Raw genomic sequence first — 20,028 nt, forward strand, 5'->3', positions numbered from 1 at the left:
CCTGTGGGAGCGGGCTTGCCCCGCGATGCTTTTAGCCATCAACGCCGCTCCGCCTCATAGTTATCCAGGGTGTCGCGGGCAATCTCCCTGCCCAGGGCGATCAGCTCCGGCGCCTTGTAGAACTCGAAGAAGCGGCACACCCGCTTGGGCACGTTGATCAGCACATCCGGCGGATAACCGGCGATCTTGTACTGCGCAAGTGAAGTTTGCATCACCTCGAAACTCTGGTTGATCAAGTCCAGCAGCGACGCCGGCCCGACGTTGTCGATGATGAACGAGCCGGTTGCCGATTTCGGCGCGCCTTCGGCTTCCGGGGCTGCCGCCGGTTGCTGGGCTTCGGGGGCAGCGGCATCGCTGAGCCAGGGGTTGGGGATCTGCGCGGCCTCAGGCTGCAGCCCTTGTTCCAGGCGCATCAGTTCCTCGGCCGGTTTGCGCCGGAACGGCAGGTGCGAACCCAGTGAGCTGATCAGGTTGTCAAAGCGCAGCTTGAACGCCGCCGGACGCTCGATCACCGGCAGTTGGTACTGTTTCTGGTTGGTCGAGTTGAGGTTGACGGCGATGATCAGGTCGCAGTGGCTGGACACCACCGGAATGATCGGCAAGGGGTTGAGGATGCCGCCATCGACCAGCATGCGGTTACCTTGCACCACCGGGGTGAACAGGCTGGGAATCGCAGCCGAGGCGCGCATGGCCTGGTGCAGGCAGCCTTCCTGGAACCAGATTTCCTGCTGGTTGGTCAGGTCGGTGGCCACTGCCGTGTAGGGGATACGCAGCTCTTCGATATTGATGTCACCCACGATCTTGCGAATCTGGCCGAAGACTTTCTCGCCGCGAATCGCGCCGAGGCGAAAGCTCACATCCACCAGGCGCAGCACGTCCAGGTAGTCCAGGCTTTCGATCCAGTTGCGATAGTCATCGAGCTTTCCGGCGGCATAGATCCCGCCAATCACCGCGCCCATGGAACAACCGGCAATACAGGCGATGTCATAGCCACGCCGCTCGATTTCCTCGATCACGCCGATGTGGGCATAGCCCCGGGCCCCGCCTGAACCCAGAACCAGTGCGACACGCTTTTTCATGATGCTTCCCCGGTGTTGTGCTTCCATGGTCTAACAATGCACCTAATCATGGCTGTGCTTCAATCGTCGCTGGCGCTGCGCTACGCTGATCAGGGCACTTTTCTCGCGGTTTGCCGTCGAACGCGCCACCCTGAACTTTTTCTTTTGAGGTATTGCCGATGAAAGCCTGGATTTGTCTGCCCCTGATTGCCCTGGTCCTGACCGGTTGCGCTGGCAAGACAGCCTACCGCGACAGCTGCGCCAATCAGCTGGACTCGGCCTGGAAGGAGCTCGACCTGGCCAAGGCCGAAGGTTTTGCCGGTACTGTCAGTTACTCCAAGGCGCTGTCGCTGTTGACCGGGGCCAAGACCCAGCAGCAGTTCGAAGCGTTCGAGGGCTGTAGCAAGAAGGCCGAGAAGGCCCGGTTCTATGTTCGCGAGTCCCGTGCCGGGCGTTGATTACAGGAGTAGACCATGTCGTCGGCCATGCTTGACCACGTCATTGCCCAGGTGCTGAGCTTGCAGGTACGCCTGTTGGCCTGCCAGGCGCGCCTGGCTGCCGATACCGACAGCGAGGCGCTGCACGACCTGCGTATCGGTGTGCGGCGCTTGCGCAGCCTGCTGCGGCCGCTGCGCGAACTGCCCGGGGTCGAACAACTGGAAGCCGCTGCTCAGGCGCTGGGCAGCTTGACCACACCGCTGCGTGACCGTGAGGTACTGGCTGCGCAGTTGCTCGAGCGTCGGCAACTGGCGGCGGCACAAGCACGCCTGGCTCATCGCACGCAGACCTTCGCCCGTGTTGCCGCCAGTGCTGAGCTTGCGCGCCTGCTGGCCATCGTCGACGCCTTCCCGGTGTTCCTGCGGGCGGCGCAGCGCCAAGGGCTGATGCGCCGTTTGCAGCAGCGCATCGACAAACGCCTGGTAAAGCAGTGCCAGCAATTGCGTCAGGCCCTCGACGATCCCGCCCACGACCGCCATCGCCTGCGCCTGCTGATCAAGCGCGAACGCTACGGTGCCGAAGCCTACCCGCAACTGCGCCACTGCAACCTGCGCCAGCAAAAGGCCCTCAAGCGCGCCCAGGGTGACCTGGGCGACTGGCACGACCTGTTGCAGTGGTTGTTGCAAGCCGAACAGCAAAGCGACCTGGCGCCCTGCGTCAGCCATTGGCAAGCGCAGTTGGCCATTGCCGAACAACGCGCCGATGCCACGCTCGATGACCTGCAGCGACAGCTTGCGCAGCGATAACCCGCTGAAATGGCCGAAATGCGTGCTGTAGACCGCTTGCTGGCTGGTTAAGATCGGTTTTTTCAGCGCGCTGAGGTTGGCATGAATTTCTCGCAATTGCTCACGGCGGTCCGCCAGCATCCCCAGGCCGTTACCATTGATTCCAGCTGGGCTCAGGGCCGTGCCTGTTTTGGCGGGCTGATGGCGGCCCTGTTGTATGAGGCCATGCTGGCAAAGACCTCGCCAGGGCGGCCGGTGCGCTCCCTGGCGATTACCTTCGTTGGCCCGGCCGAACCCGAGGTGCCGATCAGTTTTGAAGTGGAGTTGTTGCGCGAGGGCAAGGCGGTCAGTTCGTTGCTCGGCCGAGCCACTCAGAACGGCCAGGTGGTGACCCTGATCCAGGGCAGTTTCGGCGCCGGTCGCGATTCGTCGATCGATGTTCCGGCCTTGTCGGCCTTCGAAATGAAAAGCCTGCAGGAGGCTGCCCCCGAGCTGCCTTACATCAAGGGGGTAACCCCCGAGTTCATGCGTCATCTGGCCCTGCGCTGGGCGGTGGGTGGTTTGCCATTTAGCAACACGCCTTCACGCAGCATGGGCGGCTGGGTGCGCCTGCGTGGCGACGTCAAGGATGAACCGGTCAGCGAAGCACACCTGCTGGCCCTGGTCGATGCCTGGCCGCCGACCTTGCTGCCATACCTGGCCAAACCGGCTGCGGGTAGCACCCTGACCTGGACCATTGAATTCGTTCAGCCGGTCGCGAGCCTGAGCACCCACGACTGGTGCCGCTACTGTGCGCAGATCGACCATGCCCGCGATGGCTACGGCCATGCCTCGGCCGCCCTGTGGACGGCTTCGGGTGAACTGCTGGCGATCAGCCGGCAGACGGTGACTGTGTTCGCTTAATGGCGATGGCGCTCACGCCAGGCTCGCCACCAGGCGCCGCTGAGGACAAAGCGCGGAAAGGTGATGAACTGTTCGACCAGCAGGCGGCCGACAGCATCTTTACGGTTGGCGAAGGGTTCGGGTTGTTCGGCTTCCAGGCGATGACCCTGGCGCTGCAAGCCGAGCCCGGCGACCAGGGCGATGATGCCGACTGCCAGTTGCCCCAGGTCCAGTGAGAACAGCCCGGATAGCACCAGCAACACGCCGAGGATGAACAGCGGCACGGCAATCAGGTGCAGCACCAGGTTGGTCGGGTTGCGGTGGTTGTGGTGGTAGCCGCGCCATTGCCAGGCCGGCAGGTTGGGCAAGCGTTTGCTCATGACAACATTCCTCAGGGGCTTGCCTGAAGAATAGTGCGGCCCCGTTGAAGGGGCCAATCGAGGGCGGCTATGACGCTTATAGCTTGAGCTGGCCGATGGCTTTGTTCAGCTCGCCGGCCAGGGTGGCCAGTTCGCTGCTGGTGGTTGCCGAGTCGACGGTCTGCTGCACGGTCTCTTCGGTCACATCGCGAATGCTCACCACTGCCCGGTTCATTTCCTCGGCTACATGGCTCTGCTGCTCGGCGGCCACGGCAATCTGCGTATTGCTTTCACGCATTTGCGCCACCGCGCCGGTGATTTCCGCCAGGGCGGCGCCGGCTTCCTGGGCCTGCTGGACACAATCGTCGGCCTTGAACGAGCTTTCCTGCATGAAGTCCACTGCGTCGCGGGTACCGGCTTGCAGGGCCGAGACCATGGTGGTGATTTCGTCGGTGGAGGCCTGCACCCGTTTGGCCAGGTTGCGCACTTCGTCAGCGACCACGGCAAAACCACGGCCCAGGTCGCCGGCGCGGGCGGCCTCGATGGCAGCGTTGAGCGCCAGCAGGTTGGTCTGTTCGGCAATGCTGTGAATCACCCCGACCACGCCGTTGATCTTCTGGCTGTCTTCGGCCAGCTGGCGGATCATTTCGGCGGTCTGTTGTACGCCGCTGGACAGCCCGGCGATCGAGGTCTGCACCCGGCTGACCACTTCCTGGCCGCTGCCGGCCAAGGTGTCGGCGCTTTGCGACAGGTCACGGGTGGCGCCGGCGTGCTGGGCAATGTGGTAGACCGTGGCGGTCATCTCGTTAATGGCGGTGGCGGCCTGGTCGGTTTCGCTCTGCTGGCCGAGCATGCCGTGGCGCACCTCGTTCATGCTCGCGGCCAGGCGCGCAGCGCCGGAATCCAGCTGCGCGGCGGTGCGCGCCACGGTGTTGACCACCCGGTGGTAGGTGGTCTGCATGGCGTTGAAGGCGCTGGCCATCTGTCCGACTTCATCGCCGCAGGCCAGGGGGACGCGGGCCGACAGGTCGCCGGTCTTTTCCACGTGGAGCATTACATCCTTGAGGGTGTTGAGCTGGCTGAGCAGGAAGCGGATCAACAGTTGCGAGGCGCAGAGCATCGCCAGCATCAGGATCAGCACGCACACGGCATAGTTGGTGAAGCGATCGGTGAACACCTGAACCAGGCTGGGGGACGGCGCGAGCACGGCAATTTGCTGGCCACCGCGGCTGATGACCTGGGCGCCGGTCAGCGGGTTTTCACCCAGCGCCGGCAAGCCTTCGAGTTCGACCCAGCCCTTGGCCGTGGCCAGCGCATCCAGGCTGCGCCCTTCGAACTGCGGCGCCTGGCCGGGGCTGTAGCTCAGCCACAGGGCATTGCTCGGCAGGGCTTGGCCGTCTGGCCAGGCCGCGAGTAACTGCGCCTCGGCCTGGGCTTTGCTTTGCGCACTCTGGGCTCGGGCCTGCTGCTCCAGGTGCACCGCGTAGAGCACCAGGAACAAGGTGGTGACGAAGGCGACCGCGTTGACGGCCCAGAACTTGTACTTCAGGGAGATATTGCTAAGCCAGGCACCCATGGTAGGTCTTCTCTGATTGAGCGGAAACATTATTGGCAAGGTGCCATCATTGTGCCGACTCAATCATCAAGACTTTTTGATATGCGTCAAATAATCGCGGGCAGGTTAAAGAAGGCGCGGGCGGCAGCCGTGCTGTGGGCTGCCAACTGCTCGGCACTTTCGTTGCGGTGCAGCGCCACCTCGCGCAGTACCTCGGTGAGAAAGGCCGGTTCGTTGCGCCCGCTTTTCGGCTTGGGTCGCAGGCTGCGTGGCAGCAGGTAGGGCGCATCGCTTTCGAGCATCAGGCGGCCCTGGGGGATGCTGCTGACCAGCGGGTGCAGGTGGGTGCCGCGGCGTTCGTCGCAGATCCAGCCGGTGATGCCGATGTGCAGGTCCAGGTCGAGGTAGGCGAACAGCGCCGCCCGTTCGCCGGTAAAGCAGTGCACCACCGCCGCCGGCAAGCGATCGCGAAAGTCCTTGAGGATCGCCAGCAGACGTTCGCTGGCATCGCGCTCGTGGAGGAACACCGGCATCTGCAGTTCCACCGCCAGGGCCAGTTGTTCTTCCAGGGCTTTTTCCTGCTGCGGGCGCGGTGAGAAATCGCGGTTGAAGTCCAGCCCGCATTCACCCACGGCACGCACCCGCGGTTGCTCCAGCAAGGCGCGCAGTTGCCGGTTGCTGTCTGTGGACCAATGGCTGGCGTCGTGGGGGTGAACACCGGCGGTGCTGAACAGGCGCTGGGCGCTTTCATCGAGCTGCAGGCACAGTTCCAGGGCGTGTTCGCTGCCCGCAAGGCTGGTGCCGGTGACCATCATCTGCACCACGCCTGCCGCCTCGGCGCGTTCGACAATGGCCTGGTGTTTGTCGGCAAAACTTGGGTTGGTCAGATTGACGCCGATGTCGATGAGTTGCATGGTGCTACCTCAGGCCGGGGGCCGGCCAGCATAACAAAGCTTCAAGAAAATCGATAAAGCCAAGAACTTCAACGAGTTGTCGTGGTCTTTTGCGGTCAATTGTCATGGAACGACTGCAAACTATGGCGCCAACCCCACACGCGCGGACCTCGCAACGGATGACCCGAGCGCTGTTTTTGTTGATCGTGCTGAGCCTCTCGCTGCTGATCGCAGGGCCGGTCAGCGCGCGCCTGGCCGGGCCGCAACAGGCCGTGCCCAAGACCCAGGTGCGCGACCTTGCGCAGATTCGCAGCAGTCGGGTACTTAAAGTCCTGGTCAACCAGAGCCGCAACAGCTCCGGTGAAGTCAAGGGCGAGCCGGTCGGGGTCGAGTACCACCGCTTGCGCGCCTTCGAGCACTACCTCAATGCTCGCGCCCGTGACGGCGAGCAGATCCGCCTGAAAATCATCCCGCGTGCCAAAGAACAATTGCTGGCCGCCTTGCAACGCGGTGAAGCCGACCTGGTTGCGCCTGGTGAGCTGGTCGACCCTACCTCGACCCGTGGCCTAAGCGCCAGCGACCCGGTGGTCGACAAAGTGCCTCTGGTGCTGGTCGGGCGCAAGGGCGAACGCAGCTTCCAGCGCGTCGAACAATTGTCCGGGCGGACCTTGGCCCTGACCAGTTCGAGTGCCGCCGGCGATACCCTGCATGAGATCAATCAGAAACTGGCCTTGCGCAAGCTGGCGCCGATCACGGTCGAGTGGGTCGACCCGAGCCTGGCGGTGGAAGATGTGCTGGAGATGGTCCAGGCCGGGATCTTCCACCTGACGGTGGTCGAACAGCCGATTGCCGAGCGTTGGGCCAAGGTCATGCCCAAGCTGCGGGTTGATCGCAAATTGCAGGTCGCCAGCCCCGAGGCCATGCGCTGGTACGTGCGCCGCGAGGCAGTGATGCTGCACGCCAGTGTCGATCGCTTTCTTCAGGGCTACCAGGCGCCGGCCAACCAGGATGCGGCGTTCGAACGGATCTACCGGCGTTTGTACCGGGTCCACAACCCGCTGGCGCGCACTGACCGCAAGCGCCTGGAGGCCCTGCGTCCGGTGCTGCAGCGCCACGCCAGCGAACAGAAGATCGATTGGCTGAACCTGGCGGCCGTGGCGTTCAAGGAGTCAGCATTGAACCCGACGGCGCGCGGTGCAGGTGGCGCCCACGGGTTGATGCAGATTACCCCCAGTGCCGCTCAGCGGGTGGGGGTGAGCAATATTGCCAATGTCGATGGCAATGTTCAGGCCAGCGCCAGGTACATGGCGCTGATCCGGCGCAAGTTCTTCTCCAGCAACCAGCTCAACGAGCGCGAGCGCATGGCCTTCACCCTGGCGGCCTACAACCTTGGCCCTGAGCGGGTCCAGGCCATGCGCGCCGAAGCGCGGCGGCGTGGGCTCAATGGCAACCAGTGGTTCTTCCAGACCGAGCGAATTGCCATGGAGCAGGTGGGCATGGGGCCGGTCAGCTATGTGAACAGCGTCAACAAGTACTACCTGGCCTTTGACCGCGAACGTGAATCGCTGGAGCCGAAGGGTGGCAAAGGGGTGGGGCGAAAATAATCGAATAAATCGATTTTAATGCCGCAAATATTGCGATTTTAACATCTGTTAATTTGATTAATATGGCGCCCAACACCACACATCACACCCTTTAAGGAAGATCCATGAACAACAACACCTTCAACGCTGTATTCGCCAGCCGTGCCGGTTGGGGCCTGAGCATCATCCGTATTCTGGTCGGGATCATTTTCATGGCGCACGGTGCGCAGAAACTCTTCGGTCTGTTTGGCGGCGGTGGCCTGGCCGGTACCGCGCAGTTCATGGAAAGCCTTGGCCTGGCGCCTGGCCTGCTGATGGCGCTGTTGTCCGGCGGTACCGAGTTCTTTGGCGGCCTGGCCCTGGTAATCGGTTTGCTGGTGCGGCCAGCGGCGCTGGCACTGACCGTGACGCTGATCGTGGCGATTTTCTCGGTGCATATCGGCAATGGCTTGTTCATGGCCAACAATGGCTATGAGTTTGCCCTGGCGTTGCTGGCGGGGACCTTGGCGGTGTTGGTCGAGGGGGCCGGGCGGGGGTCGTTGGATCGGTTGATTGCTCGCTGAAGTCGACGTTGATCTGGAGTGGGAGCGGCGATGCGGCGACCCGACTTGCCCCGCGATAGCGTTCTGTCTGCCAGATCGCATCGCGGGGCAAGTCGGGTCGTCGCACCGCCGCTCCCACCGTTTGATGTCCGATTGCAGTGGTTTTTTCGTCCCCGGGCCGTTGACATTCCACTCGCAGCTTCTCTAGGATGCTGACTTGCGCCGATTTAAACAGCTACTTGCGGGGCGCAGGGTTACCTCTTTGGAGGTTTCACCAAATACCGCTAAAACGCTGGTTCGGTGACGCCTCCCACCGCAGCCCAGCGGGTTTTGCGAGGCGGAGATTTAACCATGAGTTGTCCACGTTCCAGCGTTTGCCTGACCCCGTTGCCCGCCAGCCAAGGCACGCGCACGCCGCGTATTCTTCTAGGCGGCAGCCACCAGCCAACCCTCCTGCGTTACCTCGACGGTTGGCCACGTCGTAACAGTCGCAACAGCGCCTTCCTTATCCAGTTTGCCGATCCCCGTGATTCGCTTGGCCAGTTCGCCAACGACCGTTTCGACCTTGCCGTGATTCAGGCGCCCAACGCCCTGGACGCCGCCGAAGTCATCGGCCACCTGACCCGCGTCGCCCGCCAGGGTCTGATTACCCGGGCTTGAGCGGCGCAGGGCCGGGCCTCAGTGGGCCTTGGCTTTTCTGATCCGCAGCAGGATCACCAGCATGATCAACAACACCAGCGGTGCCATGCCCAGCAGTGCCTCACGGGGCGAGAGCGGTGCGCCGAGGGTGTGCAGGCCGGCATAGAGCAGTTTGAACAGGCTCAGCAGGTAGTAGCTGATGGCGATGATCGACAGGCCTTCCACGGCCCGCTGGATCTTGATCTGGGTGTCGGCGCGGGCGTTGAGGCTGCGCAGGATTTCGGCGTTCTGCTCCTCCATCTCGACCTGCACCCGTGCCTGTAGCAGGTCACCCAGGTTGGCCACGCTTTCGGCCAGGTGTTCCAGACGCTGTTCGGTGGCCGCGCAGTAGCGCACGGTGGGCTTGAAGCGCCGCTCGATGAACACACCCAGACGCTGGCAATCGCCGACATGGCTTTCGCGCAGTTCGCCCAGGCGCTCGAACACCAGTTGCGCGTAGGCCTGGGTGGCGCTGAAGCGATGACGGTGCTGCACCGTACTGCCGACCACCTGGCGCGACAGCTGGGCGATGTCGGCCAGCAGGGCCTTGGCATTGCCGCCATCACTGCTGACATTGCGTTGCGACAAATTCACCAACGTACGGTCGTAGGCATCCAATTGCGGGCCGAGGGCCTTGGCGGAGGTCAACGACAATGACGCCATCATCCGGTAGGTCTCGATCTCCAGCAGGCGGCGGATCATTCGCCCCTGGCGGTAGGCATTGAGCTTGTGGTTGATGAACAGGAAACGGTTGGTGCCATCTTCGGTCAGGCGAAAATCACTCCACACCACCGCATCGCCGCCGCCCACGCAAGAGCCGCTGGGGTCTTTGAAACCATAACGGCTCAGGTCAAGATCCTCGGCATCGCGCACCAGCACCTGCACCGCATTAATCATCTGCTTGCGGTAAGGCTCGACCCCTGTAGCCAGGGCGGAGGGCAGGGTGGTCCAGTTCAGCGCGCCGCTGGCAGTGGGTACCACCAGCGTCAGGGTGAAAAATTCGGCATGGCGCTCCCATTTGAACGGATGGCCGTCCAGCTGGGTGATGCCCTGTGCGGCATCGGCCTCGAAGGCGCCTGGGCAGCAGCGCTGCAGCAGGGCATTGCAATCGGCATCGGTGCCGAGAAACGCCAGGTGGAAAACATGCGCTGGCTCGTCGAAGTACAGCGACGGGCGGGCGTGCAGCTCGTTGTGCAGGGCAGTGCGTTGGGCGTGCATGCGGGGCGGACCGTATTGTTGTGGTTGTCTGCGGTTTCCCTTTGGGACTGGTGCTGGCAGGCACGAGTCACGTGCAGTTGCACAGCAAAGCGCCAGGGTTGATGATCAGGCCCTGCAAGCCATCCTGTCAGTCTGCAAGCGAGAATTTTTGTTGAGTACGCAAATCATCACGAAGGAAGGTCACGAGGCGCTCAAACAGGAGCTGGACCATCTGTGGCGGGTAAAGCGTCCCGATACCACCCAGAAAGTCACCTGGGCCGCTTCCTTGGGCGATCGCAGTGAAAACGCCGACTACCAGTACAACAAGAAGCTGCTGCGCGAAATCGATCGCCGCGTGCGCTACCTGCGCAAGCGTCTGGAAGACATGCGCGTGGTGGAGTATGCGCCGGAGCAGGAAGGCCGGGTGTTCTTTGGCGCCTGGGTCGAGATCGAGAACGAGGAGGGTGAGACCAAGCGCTTTCGTATCGTCGGCTACGACGAGATCTACGGGCGCATGGACTACATCTCGATCGACTCGCCCATGGCCCGCGCCTTGCTGAAAAAAGAGATCGGCGATGAAGTCATCGTCCAGACCCCTTCTGGCGAAATGTGCTGGTGGGTCAACGCGATCGACTACGTCAAACCCTGATCAACCCTCGCGCAGGACGGCCAGGGGGCTGGCATTGAGTGCTCGGCGCGTGCCGTAGACACCGGCGGCGCCCACCAGCAGCGCGCCGATCACCGGCAGCAACAGCAGCCACGGGTGCGGGCTCCAGTGCAGGTCGAAGGCGTAGCGGTACAGCAGCAGGGTGATCAGCTCGCAGCCGATCGCCGCCAGCAGCCCGCTGGCGGCGCCGAGCAAGCCGAATTCGATACGCCGGGCCTTGACCAGCAGCCCGCGCCCGGCACCCAGGGCGCGCAGCAAGGCGCCCTGGCGAATGCGCTCGTCCAGGGTCGCCTGCAAACCGGCGAACAGCACTGCCAGGCCTGCGGCCAGCACGAACAACAGCACGTACTCCACTGCCAGGGTTACCTGGGCGAGGATGCTGCGCAGCTGTTCGAGCAGGGCATCGACCTGGAGGATGGTCACCGCCGGGAACGCCCGCGACAGCGCCACCACCTGCTGGTCATGACCGGGGGCCAGGTAGAAACTGGTCAGGTAGGTGGTCGGCAGGTCCTGCAGGGTTTGTGGTTGGAAGATCATGTAGAAGTTGGGCTGGAAGCTGTCCCAATTGACCGTACGCAAACTGGTGACCTGCACCTGGCGTTGCAGGCCGCCAACGGTGAAGGTCAGTTGGTCACCCAGCTTGAGCTTGAGGCTTTGGGCCAGTTCGGTTTCTACCGAAACACCCGGCAGGCTATCGGCCGCAGTCTCTGCCTGCCACCACTGGCCTTCGCTCAGGCTGTTGCCCTGGGGCAGGTCGGCGGCCCAGGTCAGGCTCAGGTCGCGCTGCACGGCGCGGTCCCCGGTGGACTCCTTGCTGACGATCTGCTGCACCGGCTCGCCGTTGATCGCGGTCAGGCGTCCGGGGATCACCGGGTACAGCGGTGCGGCTGCGGCGGAGAACTCGCTCAGGCGCTGGGCAAAATTGTTCTTGTCGTCAGGCAGGATGTTCAGGGCGAAATAGTTCGGCGCATCCTTGGGCAGCTGGTTCTGCCAGGTGTCGAGCAGTTCGGCGCGCAACAGGGCAATCAGCGCCATGGCCAGCAGGATCAGACCGAAGGCCAGGGCTTGTCCGGCAGCGGCCAGGGGATGGCGCAGCAACTGGCCAAGGCCCAGGCGCCAGGCCAGCGGGCTGCCGGCCAGCAAGCGGCGCAAGCTGCGCAGGCCGAGCAACAGCAGGCCGCCCAGGAGCAAGGCGGCGACCAGGCCGCCGCCGAGCAGGGCGAAGGTCAGCAGCAGGTCCAGACTCAGCCGCCACATGATCAGCCCCAGGGCGAACAAGGCAGCGCCATATACCAGCCAACTGCTGGCCGGTACTGGCAGCAGGTCGCGGCGCAGTACCCGTAGCGGCGGCACCCGGCCAAGGGCTGCCAGCGGCGGCAGGGCAAAACCGGCCAGGGCGACCAGGCCGGTGGCAATCCCCGCCAGGGCCGGGGCAATACCGCCAGGGGGGATCTGCGCCGGCATCAGCCCTTGCAGCAACTGGAACAGGCCTAGCTGGGCCAGCCAGCCGAGCGCCGCGCCACACAGCGCGGCAAGGCTGCCAAGCATCGCCAGTTGCAGGCAGAACAGGCTCAACGCCTGACGCCGCGACAGGCCCAGACAACGCAGCAGGGCGCTGGCATCGAAACGGCGAGCAGCGAAGCGGCTGGCCGACAGTGCCACGGCAACACCGGCGAGCAGCACCGCCACCAGGCTGGCCATGTTCAGGTAGCGCTCGGCCTTGCCCAGAGCGCCGCCAATTTGCCGATTGCCGTCCCTTGAGTCCTGCAGGCGCTGGTTGGCCGCAAGATTCTGCTCGACGGCTTCGCGGTAGCTGGCCAGGGCTTCGGGCTCGCCGCGCCAGAGCTCGCGATAGCTGACCCGGCTGCCCGGTTGCACCACCCCGGTGGCCTCAAGGTCGGCGAGGTTGATCAGCACCCGCGGGGTCAGGCTATAGAAGTTGCCGGCGCGGTCGGGCTCGTAGGTCAGCACCCGGCTCATGCGCAGGGTTTTCATCCCCACATCGATGCTGTCGCCGATGTTCAGCTCCAGTGCTGCCAGCAGCCGTGGCTCGACCCAGGCCTCGCCCGGTGCCGGGCCGCCGCCTGCGGTTTCGACGCCATAGGGCTCGGCGGCGCTGCGCAGTTCACCGCGTAGCGGATAGGCGTCGTTGGCGGCCTTGATGCTCGACAGCTGAATGCCGTTGTCGGTGGCGATGACGCTGGAGAACTCGACTACCTGAGCATGTTGCAAGCCCAGCGCAGCGCCGCGGCTGAGCTGCTCGGGCTGCGCGGGCGAGCTCCCCTGCAAGACCAGGTCGGCGCCGAGGAACTCGGTGGCACGCAGCAGCATGGCGCCATTGAGGCGGGCACCGAAGTAGCCGATGGCGGTACTGGCCGCCACCGCGACCAGCAGGGCGAAGAACAGCACACGCAATTCGCCGGCGCGGGCATCGCGCAGCAACTGGCGCAGGGCCAGGGGGAACAGCGGCAAGCGCTTCATCAGGGCTCCAGCGGCGCGACCAGGTGGCCGGCGTCCAGGCGGATCAGGCGACGGCAGCGCTGGGCCAGGCGTTCGTCATGGGTAACCAGTACCAGGGTGGTGCCGCGTTCCTTGTTCAGTTCGAACAACAGGTCGCTGATGCGCTCGCCGGTATGGCTGTCGAGGTTGCCGGTGGGCTCGTCGGCAAACAGCACCGCAGGCTCGGCGGCAAAGGCGCGGGCGATGGCCACCCGTTGCTGCTCGCCACCAGAAAGTTGGCGCGGCGAGTGGCTCAGGCGCTGGCCCAGGCCGACCCGTTCGAGCAGGCTGCGGGCATGCTCGCGGGCATCGCGGCGGCCGTCCAGCTCCAGCGGCAGCATGACGTTTTCCAGGGCATTGAGGCTGTCGAGCAGTTGGAACGACTGGAACACGAAGCCGACATGCTCGGCCCGCACCCGCGCGCGCTGGTCTTCATCCAGCGGGCCGAGGTCGTGGCCGGCCAGGGTCACGGAGCCGGCGCTGGGCAGGTCGAGGCCGGCCAGCAGGCCAAGCAGGGTCGATTTGCCCGAGCCCGAGGCGCCGACGATGGCCAGGCTGTCGCCCTGTTTCAGTTCCAGCGAGAGTTGGTGCAGGATGGTCAGGTCGCCTTCCGCGCTGGGAACCACTTTGCTAAGGTTGCGCGCACTGAGAATGCTGGGGCCCATGGAGAATCCGATGCGAGTGTGGTTATTGAGTGCTGGCCTGGCCTTGATGTGCATGGCCCAGGGCGCAGCAGCGGGGACCGTGCTGATTGTCGGCGATAGTATCAGTGCCGCTTTCGGCCTGGATACCCGCCAGGGCTGGGTTGCCTTGCTGGAGCAACGCCTGAAGAGCGAGGGTTTCGACGCCAAGGTTATCAATGCCTCGATCAGTGGCGACACCAGTGCCGGCGGCCAGGCGCGGCTGCCGGCGCTGCTTGCAGAGCACAAGCCGGAGCTGGTGGTGCTCGAATTGGGTGGCAACGACGGCCTGCGCGGGCAACTGCCAATACAATTGCAACAAAATCTTGCCTCGATGATCGACAACGCGCGGGCGGCCGGTGCCAAGGTCCTGCTGTTGGGCATGCGCCTGCCGCCCAACTACGGCAAGCGTTACACCGAAGCCTTCGCCAGGGTGTACGAAAACCTGGCCACGGAAAAACAGGTGCCGCTGGTACCGTTTTTTCTCGAAGGTGTGGGCGGTGTGCCCGAGCTGATGCAGGACGATGGCATTCATCCGGGGCAGGGCGCCCAGGCCAGGTTGCTGGAAAATGCCTGGCCGCAACTAAAACCGCTGCTTTGACGCTTTTATAGTGACCGGCTTTGGGCTAATGTGGCGCCCCCGATTTGGAGCCCCCGATGCCGCGTCCCGCCTGGTCCCTGTATGCCTATCAATTGATCGAGCCTGACGAACAGCTCGACCTGTTCGCCTGCCAGGAGATCCGTGTCCATCTGGTTGCCCGTCAGCTCGAGCTCGGTGGTTCGGCCGACCGTACCCTGTGTGGCACCCTGTTGCCGGCACAGCCACGCTGGTCCCAGGCCGAACGCAGCCTCTACCGCGACCGTCGCCTGTGTTCGCTGTGCCGGGCGATTCTCGACGCCCAGCGCCGTGGTACGCGGCCGGTATGGCCTCAGCTGTAACCTGTTGATATAACCTTTCATCCCTTGTACGGCCAACTGCGCCCGGGACATCTCCCGATTACGCGGGGGGCGGTGTACAATCGACTGCTTGACTCAATTGAATTAGCGAAGGATTTCCCGGATGTTGCCGCGCTTTCCCGCCGTCACCCGTTGCCTGTCCCTGGCCGCCCTGCTGGCGGCAGGTCCCGCTGCTGCGCTGGAGTTCCCCCTGCCGCCTCCCGGTGAAGATGTCATTGGCCAGGTCCAGGTGATCAAGGCCAAGTACGAAGACACCTTTGCCGACATCGGCACCGCCAACGATCTTGGCTACCTGGAAATGATCGCCGCCAACCCGGGTGTCGACCCGTGGCTGCCGGGTGCCGGCACCGAGATCATCCTGCCGACCCGCTTCATCCTGCCGCCGGGTCCGCGTGAAGGCATCGTCATCAACCTGGCTGAGTACCGCATGTACTACTACCCGAAAGGGCAGAACGTGGTGCACACCTATCCGCTGGGTATCGGCCGCGAAGGCTGGGGCTCGCCGATCGCCAATACCAAGGTCACGGCCAAGACGCCGAACCCGACCTGGACACCACCGGCCTCGATCCGCAAGGAGCACGCCGCAGACGGTGACATCCTTCCGACCGTGGTGCCGGCAGGGCCGGACAACCCGCTGGGCCCGTTCAAGTTCACCCTGGGCGTTCCGGGCTACCTGATCCACGGTTCGAACAAGAAGTTCGGCATCGGCATGCGCACCAGCCATGGTTGCTTCCGCATGTTCAACAACAACGTGCTGGAGCTGGCCAAGATGGCCCCGGTCGGCGTGCCGGTACGCATCATCAACGAGCCGTACAAGTTCGGTCTGAGTGCCGGCAAGGTCTATCTCGAAGCGCACACACCGCTGGACGACAAGGGTGACCCGTCGGTGGTCGACAAGCACACGGCGGTCATCAATGCCTTGCTCAAGCGTGAAGACCTGGCCAACAACCTGCGCATGAACTGGGATATGGTCCGCGACGTGGTTGCCGCCGAAGACGGCATGCCGGTGGAGATCGCCGTGCCCAATGGCAATGGTGGCCCGACACCGATGGTGTCCAGCGTGCCTTACGACATGCAGTAAGCTGCAGTTGCTATACCCGAGGCCTGCCAGTGTGCAGGCCTCGTCGTTTCTGCTGTTGCACTTTTCCGGTGGCAACAAAAAAGCCGACCCACAAGTGGGTCGGCTTCCAATAACAACCCCGAAGGATTATTACTTGCGGCTGGCTTTGTCCAGCATACGCAGAGCGCGCTCGTTAGCTTCGTCAGCGGTCTGTTGTGCTTTTTGAGCAGCAGCCAGAGCGTCGTCAGCTTTGCGATAGGCTTCATCGGCACGAGCTTGTGCACGAGCAGCTGCGTCTTCGGTAGCGGTCAGACGAGCTTCGGTTTCTTTGGATACGCTGCTGCAACCGGTAGCCAGAACTGCGGCCAGAGCCAGAGCAGAAAATTTCAGAACGTTGTTCATCGTGTTCCCCTTCAAGGACTTTCTATTAAATAGCCATCTCTCAAGAAAGAGAAACTGGCCGGCGTACATAGTACCCATTACTTGTAGTAAGTAAACTGACAGAGCGCAAGAACTGCAAAAAAATGCGCCTGTCCCGGGTCCAACACAGCCTGATGTAGAAAAACTGTGAAGGCGCCGCTTGCGCGGGTGCTAACAAGTGTAGCAAGTGTGTATTTTGTTGAACTAAAAGTGACTTAAAGTGTCATCAATCGTCATAGCACTACAACATCCGGCAACTGTTCAGGCCACTGCTAGCCGCTGTCTCCGCTTACCGCAAGTGGGTGAAATTTGCGACCAGCTCACCTTGAGCATCTGGGCGTGTGGCGCCTACTATTTGTACGTGCTCATTTGCCAGAGAACAGCCATGCTCTTCTCGCTGTCCAATGGGGCACGGGGTGGCGTAGAGGTTCCTTCGCCGGACAAACATCGGTAAGGTAGGGTCATAGCCCAAGACCCGCGAGGAGTAGTGATGAGCGAGGCGTTGTCCATCCACCATGACCAGGCTGGTCATCAATTCGAGACCAATGTGGACGGTCATCGTGCTTACCTGACCTACATGGATCTGGGCAAGCAGACCCTGGATATCTACCGTACCTTCGTGCCGAATGCATTGCGCGGTCGGGGCATTGCGGCGGCGCTTACCGAGCAGGCGCTCAAGTATGCTGAAGAAATGGGCTACACCGTGATTCCGTCATGCTCCTACGTCGAGCGCTATATGGAACGTCAGCAAAAGCACTCCACCAAGGCCTGAAGGTCGGGAAGGTCAGCCACCAAGCGCTGTCGTCGAGTACACCAACAAAAACGCCGGGCATTTGCCCGGCGTTTTTGCATCTGCCTGTCAATCGCGCTGGCGCTTGGGCAGGACGTCCTTAAGCTTGGCGTGCATGCTGCGTAGAGTCTTCTGGGTGGACTCCCAGTCGATGCAGGCGTCGGTGATGGACACACCGTACTGCAGGTCGTTGAGGTCTTTGGGAATTGACTGGCAGCCCCAGTTCAGGTGGCTCTCGACCATCAGGCCGATGATCGACTGGTTGCCTTCGAGGATCTGGTTGGCGACGTTCTCCATCACCAGCGGCTGCAGGGCCGGGTCCTTGTTGGAGTTGGCGTGGCTGCAGTCGACCATGATGTTCGGCTTGATCTTGGCCTTGGCCAGGGCCTGTTCGCACAGGGCGACGCTGACCGAATCATAGTTAGGCTTGCCGTTGCCGCCGCGCAGCACCACGTGACCGTAGGCGTTGCCTTTGGTGGTGACGATGGACACGCCACCTTCCTGGTTGATACCCAGGAAACGGTGCGGGCTGGAAACCGACTGCAATGCGTTGATGGCGACGGTCAGGCCGCCGTCGGTGCCGTTCTTGAAGCCGACTGCCGAGGACAGGCCCGAGGCCATTTCGCGGTGGGTCTGGGATTCGGTGGTACGGGCGCCGATGGCCGACCAACTGATCAGGTCCTGCAGGTACTGCGGGGAGATCGGGTCGAGGGCTTCGGTGGCGGTGGGCAGGCCCATTTCCGCCAGGTCCAGCAGCAGCTGGCGCCCAATGTGCAGGCCGTCCTGGATCTTGAACGAGTCGTCCAGGTAAGGGTCGTTGATCAGGCCTTTCCAGCCCACCGTGGTCCGCGGCTTTTCGAAATACACGCGCATGACCAGGTACAGGGTGTCGGACACTTCTGCCGCCAGCACCTTCAGGCGCTCGGCGTACTCGTGCGCAGCCTTGATGTCGTGGATCGAGCAGGGGCCGATCACCACGAACAGGCGGTGGTCCTTGCCGTCGAGGATATTGCGCACCACTTCGCGGCCGGCAGTCACGGTCTGCAGGGCGGTAGCGCTGAGGGGGATTTCCTTCTTGAGCTGATCGGGGGTGATCAAGGTCTCGTTGGAGGCAACGTTTAGGTCATCGATCGGTAAATCAGCCATCGTGTTACTCGTCAGGTCACGGGTGCCGGCCGCCAGCGATCCCCGTGCGGCGGAGCAGCGAAAATTGTACGCAGCGGGGAGCCGAACCTTAGCGCGTTACACCGTGGCTCGACAATGGGCAGGGGTCGCTTTCCTGCAAGGAAAAGCCCGCAGACACTGGGTTTTTAGCCCTGAAGGAGGATTTCCCTGGTATGGCTTGCCTCAAGGCTGGCCTCGGAGAACTCGCCCGCGTGCAGGCTGACCCATTGCTGGGCGAGGGCTTCGAGATCGGTCTCAGCGTTTTCGGTCTGGGTTTGCATCTGGCAGAAGTGCTGGATCTGGCACACCTGTTCACCCATGCGCGCGCCGAACAGCGCCTGTTCGTCGATGAAGGCGATGCCCACCCGATAGCCCTCCTGCTGCTTCTGGCACCAGGCGATATACCCAGGATAACGGGCCTCGGCGCCAAGGGAGGGGATGAGCATTTCTACTGCCATGCCTCGGCGGTAGGCCCGAGGATGGTTGCAGGCGATTCCGCCCAGGCTGATAGTGTGCAACCGTTGGCGAAACAGCTTGGGCGACTGGCGCAGGGCCAGTTCAACCGGAACATCATCCGGGTGGGGCAGGAAGCCACGCATGCTCGACTCCGTGTCGATTTTTTGACCTTGTTCGCATGAGTATAGTGAAGGATCCTAAAGCGGTTGATTTGCGTGTAAAAAACTGAACAAAAAATGAGCGCATGAGGAGAGCAGGATGAACACGAGCAGCCCGCGAATCGGTGTAATCGGAACCGGGGCCATTGGCGGCTTTTATGGCCTGATGCTCGCACGTGCCGGGTTCGAGGTGCACTTCCTCTTGCGCAGCGAGTTCGACGCCGTTCAGCTCAATGGTTTACGCCTCGACAGCGCCGTGCATGGCACGGTGCAGATGAAGGTTGCGGCCTACGCCGATGCCGCCGACATGCCTGCCTGCGACTGGTTGCTGGTCGGCGCCAAGACCACCAGCAACGCTGAGCTTGCGCCATTGATCGCCAAGGTAGCGGCGCCGCAGGCCAAGGTGGTGTTGCTGCAAAATGGCCTGGGTGTCGAGGAGCAATTGCGCCCACGGCTGCCTGATCACCTGCACCTGTTGGGTGGCTTGTGCTTTATATGCGTCAACCGCGAAGCACCGGGGGTGATCCGCCATCAATCGCTGGGCGCGGTCAATCTGGGTTATCACAGTGGTCCGGCGGCGGATCAGGCGCAGCGCCAGGCTATTGTCGAGGCTGGGGCGGCGCTGTTCAATGCGGCCTGCATCGACTCCCAGGCGATGACCGACCTGGCCCAGGCGCGTTGGCAGAAGCTGGTGTGGAATGTGCCCTACAATGGTCTGTCAGTGTTGCTCAGGGCCAGTACCACGGCACTGATGGCCGACGCTGACAGTCGCGCACTGATCCAGGCGTTGATGGCCGAAGTGGTGCAGGGTGCGCGCGCCTGTGGCCACGAACTGCCGCAAGGCTATGCCGAACACCTGTTTGCAGTAACGCAAAAGATGCCCGACTACTGGCCGAGCATGTACCACGACTTTGCCCAGCAACGGCCGCTGGAGTTGGCGGTGATCTATGCCGAGCCATTGGCCCGGGCGCAGGCTGCGGGGTGTGAGTTGCCGAAGATGCGGGCGTTGTATCAGGCGCTGGCTTTTATTGATCGTCAAACCGCATCGCGGGTCAAGCCCGCTTGTAGGTAAGACTTGAGATGGGGTAAAGCCTGGCAAGTGTACGCCGCAAGGCTTGTAGTGCTCTTGAGATCGAGCGCCGCCCGCGCGGCGCATCGCCGGCAAGGCCGGCTCCCACATTTTTTGCAACGTGCCATGGCCTGTGAG

Annotated in this window: 22 protein-coding genes; 12 read left to right on the top strand and 10 right to left on the bottom strand. The window is 62.9% G+C overall.

The annotated features are described in order from the left end of the window. Positions 1-38: 38 nt before the first annotated feature. Positions 39-1,079 (bottom strand): patatin-like phospholipase family protein, encoded by a 1,041-nt coding sequence (locus tag M5G17_RS02740; protein ID WP_273891471.1) that lies wholly within the window; start codon positions 1,077-1,079, stop codon positions 39-41. 158 nt (positions 1,080-1,237) lie between these two features. Between M5G17_RS02740 and M5G17_RS02745 the strand changes: the two genes are divergently transcribed. The 3 genes from M5G17_RS02745 to M5G17_RS02755 all read left to right on the top strand — a co-directional run bounded on the left by M5G17_RS02745 (position 1,238) and on the right by M5G17_RS02755 (position 3,184). Continuing rightward, positions 1,238-1,516, top strand: a complete 279-nt coding sequence (locus M5G17_RS02745; protein WP_273891472.1) for a hypothetical protein — start codon at positions 1,238-1,240, stop codon at positions 1,514-1,516. A gap of 15 nt (positions 1,517-1,531) precedes the next feature. Continuing rightward, the gene (locus M5G17_RS02750) at positions 1,532-2,302 is read left to right on the top strand and encodes a CHAD domain-containing protein (RefSeq protein ID WP_273891473.1); all 771 of its coding nucleotides are present in this window, start codon (positions 1,532-1,534) and stop codon (positions 2,300-2,302) included. An 81-nt stretch (positions 2,303-2,383) separates the two neighbouring features. Next, a complete protein-coding gene (locus tag M5G17_RS02755) occupies positions 2,384-3,184 on the top strand; it encodes an acyl-CoA thioesterase (protein ID WP_273891474.1) in 801 nt (266 codons plus the stop codon). Here the strand turns inward: M5G17_RS02755 and M5G17_RS02760 are convergent. From M5G17_RS02760 to M5G17_RS02770, 3 genes are all read right to left on the bottom strand, one after another. Next, positions 3,181-3,543 (bottom strand): Mpo1-like protein, encoded by a 363-nt coding sequence (locus tag M5G17_RS02760; RefSeq protein WP_273891475.1) that lies wholly within the window; start codon positions 3,541-3,543, stop codon positions 3,181-3,183. The genes M5G17_RS02755 and M5G17_RS02760 overlap by 4 nt on opposite strands. 76 nt (positions 3,544-3,619) lie before the next feature. Next, a complete protein-coding gene (locus tag M5G17_RS02765) occupies positions 3,620-5,098 on the bottom strand; it encodes a methyl-accepting chemotaxis protein (RefSeq protein ID WP_273891476.1) in 1,479 nt (492 codons plus the stop codon). Between the two features lie 86 nt (positions 5,099-5,184). Then, the gene (locus M5G17_RS02770) at positions 5,185-5,991 is read right to left on the bottom strand and encodes a TatD family hydrolase (protein WP_273891477.1); all 807 of its coding nucleotides are present in this window, start codon (positions 5,989-5,991) and stop codon (positions 5,185-5,187) included. Between the two features lie 158 nt (positions 5,992-6,149). On the opposite strand from M5G17_RS02770, the gene M5G17_RS02775 reads away from it, so the two are divergent. The 3 genes from M5G17_RS02775 to M5G17_RS02785 all read left to right on the top strand — a co-directional run bounded on the left by M5G17_RS02775 (position 6,150) and on the right by M5G17_RS02785 (position 8,755). Next, the gene (locus M5G17_RS02775) at positions 6,150-7,574 is read left to right on the top strand and encodes an MltF family protein (protein ID WP_273891498.1); all 1,425 of its coding nucleotides are present in this window, start codon (positions 6,150-6,152) and stop codon (positions 7,572-7,574) included. A gap of 104 nt (positions 7,575-7,678) precedes the next feature. Beyond that, the gene (locus M5G17_RS02780; protein WP_273891478.1) at positions 7,679-8,116 is read left to right on the top strand and encodes a DoxX family protein; all 438 of its coding nucleotides are present in this window, start codon (positions 7,679-7,681) and stop codon (positions 8,114-8,116) included. 330 nt (positions 8,117-8,446) lie between these two features. After that, positions 8,447-8,755, top strand: coding sequence for a hypothetical protein (locus M5G17_RS02785; protein ID WP_273891479.1), 309 nt, complete (start codon positions 8,447-8,449; stop codon positions 8,753-8,755). Between the two features lie 18 nt (positions 8,756-8,773). Here M5G17_RS02785 and M5G17_RS02790 read toward each other — a convergent pair whose 3' ends face one another. After that, the gene (locus tag M5G17_RS02790; protein WP_273891481.1) at positions 8,774-9,991 is read right to left on the bottom strand and encodes a DUF3422 domain-containing protein; all 1,218 of its coding nucleotides are present in this window, start codon (positions 9,989-9,991) and stop codon (positions 8,774-8,776) included. A 151-nt stretch (positions 9,992-10,142) separates the two neighbouring features. Between M5G17_RS02790 and greB the strand changes: the two genes are divergently transcribed. Continuing rightward, complete coding sequence (gene greB, locus M5G17_RS02795; RefSeq protein WP_273891482.1) at positions 10,143-10,619, top strand: transcription elongation factor GreB; 477 nt, start codon at positions 10,143-10,145, stop codon at positions 10,617-10,619. On the opposite strand, the gene M5G17_RS02800 is transcribed toward greB, so the two are convergent. Both M5G17_RS02800 and M5G17_RS02805 read right to left on the bottom strand, forming a co-directional pair. Then, positions 10,620-13,118 carry an ABC transporter permease gene (locus M5G17_RS02800; protein WP_273891483.1) on the bottom strand — a complete coding sequence of 833 codons (2,499 nt, stop codon included), beginning with the start codon at positions 13,116-13,118 and terminating at the stop codon, positions 10,620-10,622. Further along, positions 13,118-13,801 carry an ABC transporter ATP-binding protein gene (locus tag M5G17_RS02805; RefSeq protein WP_273891485.1) on the bottom strand — a complete coding sequence of 228 codons (684 nt, stop codon included), beginning with the start codon at positions 13,799-13,801 and terminating at the stop codon, positions 13,118-13,120. The genes M5G17_RS02800 and M5G17_RS02805 overlap by 1 nt, the downstream gene beginning before the upstream one ends. Before the next feature lie 10 nt (positions 13,802-13,811). On the opposite strand from M5G17_RS02805, the gene M5G17_RS02810 reads away from it, so the two are divergent. The 3 genes from M5G17_RS02810 (at position 13,812) to M5G17_RS02820 (ending at position 15,854) form a co-directional block, all read left to right on the top strand. Next, entirely contained in the window at positions 13,812-14,417 is a 606-nt protein-coding gene (locus M5G17_RS02810) for an arylesterase (protein WP_273891486.1), read from the top strand. 56 nt (positions 14,418-14,473) lie between these two features. Next, a complete protein-coding gene (locus M5G17_RS02815) occupies positions 14,474-14,755 on the top strand; it encodes a hypothetical protein (protein ID WP_130265431.1) in 282 nt (93 codons plus the stop codon). Between the two features lie 121 nt (positions 14,756-14,876). Further along, the gene (locus M5G17_RS02820) at positions 14,877-15,854 is read left to right on the top strand and encodes a L,D-transpeptidase family protein (RefSeq protein ID WP_273891487.1); all 978 of its coding nucleotides are present in this window, start codon (positions 14,877-14,879) and stop codon (positions 15,852-15,854) included. Between the two features lie 129 nt (positions 15,855-15,983). Here the strand turns inward: M5G17_RS02820 and oprI are convergent, their stop codons facing one another. Then, positions 15,984-16,235, bottom strand: a complete 252-nt coding sequence (gene oprI, locus M5G17_RS02825) for an outer membrane lipoprotei OprI (protein WP_003259780.1) — start codon at positions 16,233-16,235, stop codon at positions 15,984-15,986. 508 nt (positions 16,236-16,743) lie between these two features. On the opposite strand from oprI, the gene M5G17_RS02830 reads away from it, so the two are divergent. Beyond that, positions 16,744-17,025: a GNAT family N-acetyltransferase gene (locus tag M5G17_RS02830; protein ID WP_273891493.1), complete on the top strand. Its 282-nt coding sequence runs from the start codon at positions 16,744-16,746 to the stop codon at positions 17,023-17,025. An 87-nt stretch (positions 17,026-17,112) separates the two neighbouring features. On the opposite strand, the gene M5G17_RS02835 is transcribed toward M5G17_RS02830, so the two are convergent. Both M5G17_RS02835 and M5G17_RS02840 read right to left on the bottom strand, forming a co-directional pair. Next, positions 17,113-18,189, bottom strand: coding sequence for a 3-deoxy-7-phosphoheptulonate synthase (locus tag M5G17_RS02835; protein ID WP_130265428.1), 1,077 nt, complete (start codon positions 18,187-18,189; stop codon positions 17,113-17,115). Positions 18,190-18,353: 164 nt separating this feature from the next. Further along, the gene (locus M5G17_RS02840) at positions 18,354-18,806 is read right to left on the bottom strand and encodes a PilZ domain-containing protein (RefSeq protein WP_273891494.1); all 453 of its coding nucleotides are present in this window, start codon (positions 18,804-18,806) and stop codon (positions 18,354-18,356) included. 115 nt (positions 18,807-18,921) lie between these two features. On the opposite strand from M5G17_RS02840, the gene M5G17_RS02845 reads away from it, so the two are divergent. Further along, on the top strand, positions 18,922-19,893 hold the full coding sequence (locus tag M5G17_RS02845; protein WP_273891495.1) for a putative 2-dehydropantoate 2-reductase: 972 nt from the start codon (positions 18,922-18,924) through the stop codon (positions 19,891-19,893). Positions 19,894-20,028: the final 135 nt, after the last annotated feature.

This window comes from Pseudomonas rubra, assembly GCF_028656935.1.
Lineage (GTDB): Bacteria > Pseudomonadota > Gammaproteobacteria > Pseudomonadales > Pseudomonadaceae > Aquipseudomonas > Aquipseudomonas rubra.